Source organism: Geomonas sp. (assembly GCF_056994735.1).
The window spans coordinates 1-3,561 of the sequence record NZ_JBXKJL010000337.1 but is presented as its reverse complement, the minus strand read 5'-3'; the positions used below and the strand labels follow the sequence as shown (position 1 = coordinate 3,561).

Below are 3,561 nucleotides of genomic sequence, written 5' to 3'. Positions count from 1 at the left end.
CCCCCAAGAGCTACCGCCCCTTCGCAGAAGAGTTTGCAGCCGCCCTCGAAGGATTCGTGGATAAGCACCCGTACCAGTTCTTCAACTTTTTCGACATGTGGGAAAAGACAGATGGGGGACGATGAATCGGCGGGATAAATCGAGGGCTTAACCGAAGGACTTTTGTTTCACCCCTCGCCCGGGAGAGGGAGAGTTCCCGGGAGAGAGAAGAGGGGTGGTTTACTTCTGCTGGCTGCGGAGGAAGGTCGCCAGCGTCTTCAGCGAACGGAGGACCTCCCTGCTGGTCTCCTGCGCCTCAATCCTGATGTTGTACCTTCTCTGCACGGCGACAACCACCTCGACCGCGTCCAGCGAGTCCAGTCCGTAAGGGGAATCCGGGCCGATCAGCGGCGCGTCGGGCGTTATATCCTCAAGTGCCGGATCCGTCACCCGGCACACTTCAATGATCATATCCGAAAGTTCCTGCTCCAAGCTGTCCAGCATTCTTTCCCTCCAGCTCCTCAACAAGATAGCATCATTCTCCAGTCCGTTTGCGGCTGAGCGCGAACCAGGAGACCGTTATAGTTACAACAAAAAAGGCTAAAAGAAAACAGATTTCCCGGGAGGCAGTGTGGAAGTCGCCGCCCCGGACCAGGACGTCCTGAAAGGCGTTGAGCCCCCACGCCAGGGGCGACACCATGCTGAAATCCTGCATGTATCGGGGCATGACGTAGACCGGGATCATGATACCGCCAAGGGCTGCGGCGATCACCACCGAGACTGCGCCGAACATGGAAGCCTGCTCGTAGGTCTTGGACAGAGTTCCCACCATTATTCCGTACCCCGTTGCAGCCAGCCCCGCGATCAGGGCTATGGGGGCGATGGTCACGAGCTGGCGATCGAGCACCAGTCCGGAAGTCCCAAGCAGTGGCAGTATGTAGCAGCCAACCAACAGCATAAGGGAGAACTGGGTCAGACAGACCAGCACGTACGCGCAAAGCTTCCCGACCAGAAGAGCCAGCGGGGAGACCGGCATGGTCATCAGCCTGGTCCAGCTCCCGGTCTGCCTCTCCCGGATCAGCGACCCGGAAAGGGGCACGACGATGAAGAACATCCCGAAAAGCGCCCAGGCCGGGACGTTCTGCTGGGCCGAGGTCGGCCTCTTAAGGAACCTGCTGTTGGACGCCACCTTCTCGTCGAGTTTCAGCACCGGATCAGTATCCATCTTGAAACTGACCTCGGGCGCGGCCATCGGGCCCATGAACGGGTTCATCATGCCAGAGGTCGCCTTCTTCAGCTCCTTCGGGAGGTTCTCCGAGAGGATGCCGACCTGCTCCTTGAACTCGATCCCCAGAATTACCGTTTGCAGCGCGCTGGTGACCGCGGTCCGGAAGGCCGCCTGCACCGCCGGGTCGAAGTAAAGCCCCACCGGGGTCGATCCCGGGAGTTTATGTGCCGGCTCCGCGGCCCTTCCCTTGACAACTACGGCGGCTGCCGCCCTGTCCTCGATCTTCTTCCTGAACGCAGCTCCCGTGCCTGGCGGGATGACCACGGCGAACTGATACTCCCCGTTGGTAACGGCCTTCCTTGCTCTCTCCGTGCTGACCGATTTCCCCTCGATCTGTGAAATGAGCTGGAGCCCGCCACCGTCTTTGAGCTTTTTGCTGATGGCGTCCGACAGGGAGCTGTGATCCTCATCGACGAAGAGAACCCGGATCGCGGCCTCCCCCGTTGCCTGCATGACGCTATCCTGCACCAGCGAAACGATCAGCACCAGCGCCATGGGCATGACCAGAAGCACCAGTACCCCCGCCCGATCCCGGCTCAGTTCCGTAAGTTCTTTGATGATTGTCGCGAGAATGGTACGCATTCGGTCTCTTCCTATGAACTCCCCTCCGCCAGGGGCAGTAGGCCTCTCCCCTCACCTCAAGGGGACAGGGGGGTGGGGGTGGCTGCTACCGCTGAACTGGCGCGGGATTGGGGCACCCGATCGCGTAGGTGACCGGAAAGGGCGATGTCGGCACAGATAGCTTCCGTATCTCCCACTCGTACGGAGTCCCGGTGAGCGACCCCGTCAGTTCCTCGAGTTCCTCCACCGAGTACGTGCGGAGACAGGACGTGATCCCGTCAATCATCACCAGGAGAGGAGCGATCGGGACCAGGTAAGTCAGCAGGAGCCTGGACCAGCTGAACGGGCGGATCTTCGGAGCATGCAGCAGCACGAAGATCGGCGCCGTCAGCATGGCAAGCATGGTCAGTCCCCGCCTCTCCGTCATCTCGAAGATGCCGATCCCCTGTCCGCAATCGACCGCGTTCTGCAGCATCCGACGGGCCGCGGGGGGATCGAAATGGTGGAAAGAGCCGAACAGGGTCCTGAATCCCGAGAGCTCCCCGGGGATCGAGGTGGCATCTACAGGTTCATCGCTAAAGTCGATGGCCCCGCCTGAGACGCCGGAAGCCAGGTAAAAGGCATCGAGGTTCGGGTACCTGTCGGTCAGTACGATCCTGAAGTCGGGGCCGAATGCGCGACATATCGTCCCGTGGAGCCTCTGCCACGGCCCGCTCCCGCCGGAACAAAGATCCACTATCCGTGGTGCGTTGACCCGCTGCAGGAAATAACAGAGCGTCGGCAGGAGAGGGGTGTACTGCCCCCAGTGGTTTGCGGCGTACTGGAGGAAGTCCGTCACGGCGTTGCGGACCACCCGCGGGCACCAGGGCTGGTCGTGGATCTCCGGAAGAGAAATGCGTTTCAGTGGCGGCAAGAAGCGCTCCTTTAACACGCTGGCCAGTTCAGTCGCGCAGCTGTTTTCCGGTCAGATGGAGGAAGACATCCTCCAGGTTGCCGCACCCTTCGTATTGGCTGATGAGAGCGCCCGGCGTTCCCGTTTCGATGATGCTTCCCCTGTCCATGATGGCGACGCGATCGCAGATCTGTTCCGCTTCTTCCATGTAGTGCGTGGTGTAGAGTATGGTCATCCCTGCGTCCCGAAGGTCCTTCAGGTTTTCCAGGATCATGTTTCTGGACTGGGCATCGATTCCCACCGTGGGCTCGTCCAGCAGCAGCAGTTGAGGCGTGTGCAGGATGGCCGCCGCGAGGTTAGCCCGTCGCTTCATGCCGCCGGAAAAGGCATCGATCCGGGTATGGCCGTTTTCTGAAAGCGCAACCAGGGCGAGGCAGTCCTCGATCCGGCTGGAGAGATTGCGGCCGGTGAGGCCATAGAGCCTGCCGAAGTACGACAGGTTTTCGCGGGCGCTCAGGCTCGGGTAGAGGGCGACATCCTGGGGCGCCAGGCCGAACATGTTCCGGACGGCCGAAGGATTGCGGAAGGTGTCCTGCGAGCATATCAGAACCCTCCCGCTGGTCTGCTTCAGCAAAGTGCAGATGATGGAGATGGCAGTTGTTTTGCCGGCGCCGTTAGGTCCGAGCAGGCCGAAGATCTCCCCGGCCCCGACGCTGAATTCCAGCCCGTTGACAGCAGGGACGGTGGCGCCGGGATACACCTTTACCAGGTTCTCCACCCGAAGGACGGTATTGTTACCCTCTTTAATAACACACCCCATACAGTCAGACTCCTCCCCCGG

Annotated in this window: 4 protein-coding genes; all 4 read right to left on the bottom strand. The window is 60.7% G+C overall.

All coding sequences use genetic code 11. The features are described 5' to 3' along the window. Positions 1-219 precede the first annotated feature (219 nt). Positions 220-483 carry a phosphopantetheine-binding protein gene (locus AC11W3_RS14570; protein WP_484089548.1) on the bottom strand — a complete coding sequence of 88 codons (264 nt, stop codon included), beginning with the start codon at positions 481-483 and terminating at the stop codon, positions 220-222. Positions 484-514: 31 nt separating this feature from the next. Further along, entirely contained in the window at positions 515-1,849 is a 1,335-nt protein-coding gene (locus AC11W3_RS14565; protein WP_484089549.1) for an ABC transporter permease, read from the bottom strand. An 85-nt stretch (positions 1,850-1,934) separates the two neighbouring features. Next, the gene (locus AC11W3_RS14560) at positions 1,935-2,741 is read right to left on the bottom strand and encodes a hypothetical protein (RefSeq protein ID WP_484089550.1); all 807 of its coding nucleotides are present in this window, start codon (positions 2,739-2,741) and stop codon (positions 1,935-1,937) included. Positions 2,742-2,769: 28 nt separating this feature from the next. Beyond that, complete coding sequence (locus AC11W3_RS14555; RefSeq protein ID WP_484089551.1) at positions 2,770-3,540, bottom strand: ABC transporter ATP-binding protein; 771 nt, start codon at positions 3,538-3,540, stop codon at positions 2,770-2,772. Positions 3,541-3,561 lie beyond the last annotated feature (21 nt).

Bases quoted from the DNA above. Each gene is read 5' to 3' on its own strand.
- AC11W3_RS14570 (WP_484089548.1), bottom strand. From the start codon at position 483: ATGCTGGACAGCTTGGAGCAGGAACTTTCGGATATGATCATTGAAGTG.
- AC11W3_RS14565 (WP_484089549.1), bottom strand. From the start codon at position 1,849: ATGCGTACCATTCTCGCGACAATCATCAAAGAACTTACGGAACTGAGC.
- AC11W3_RS14555 (WP_484089551.1), bottom strand. From the start codon at position 3,540: ATGGGGTGTGTTATTAAAGAGGGTAACAATACCGTCCTTCGGGTGGAG.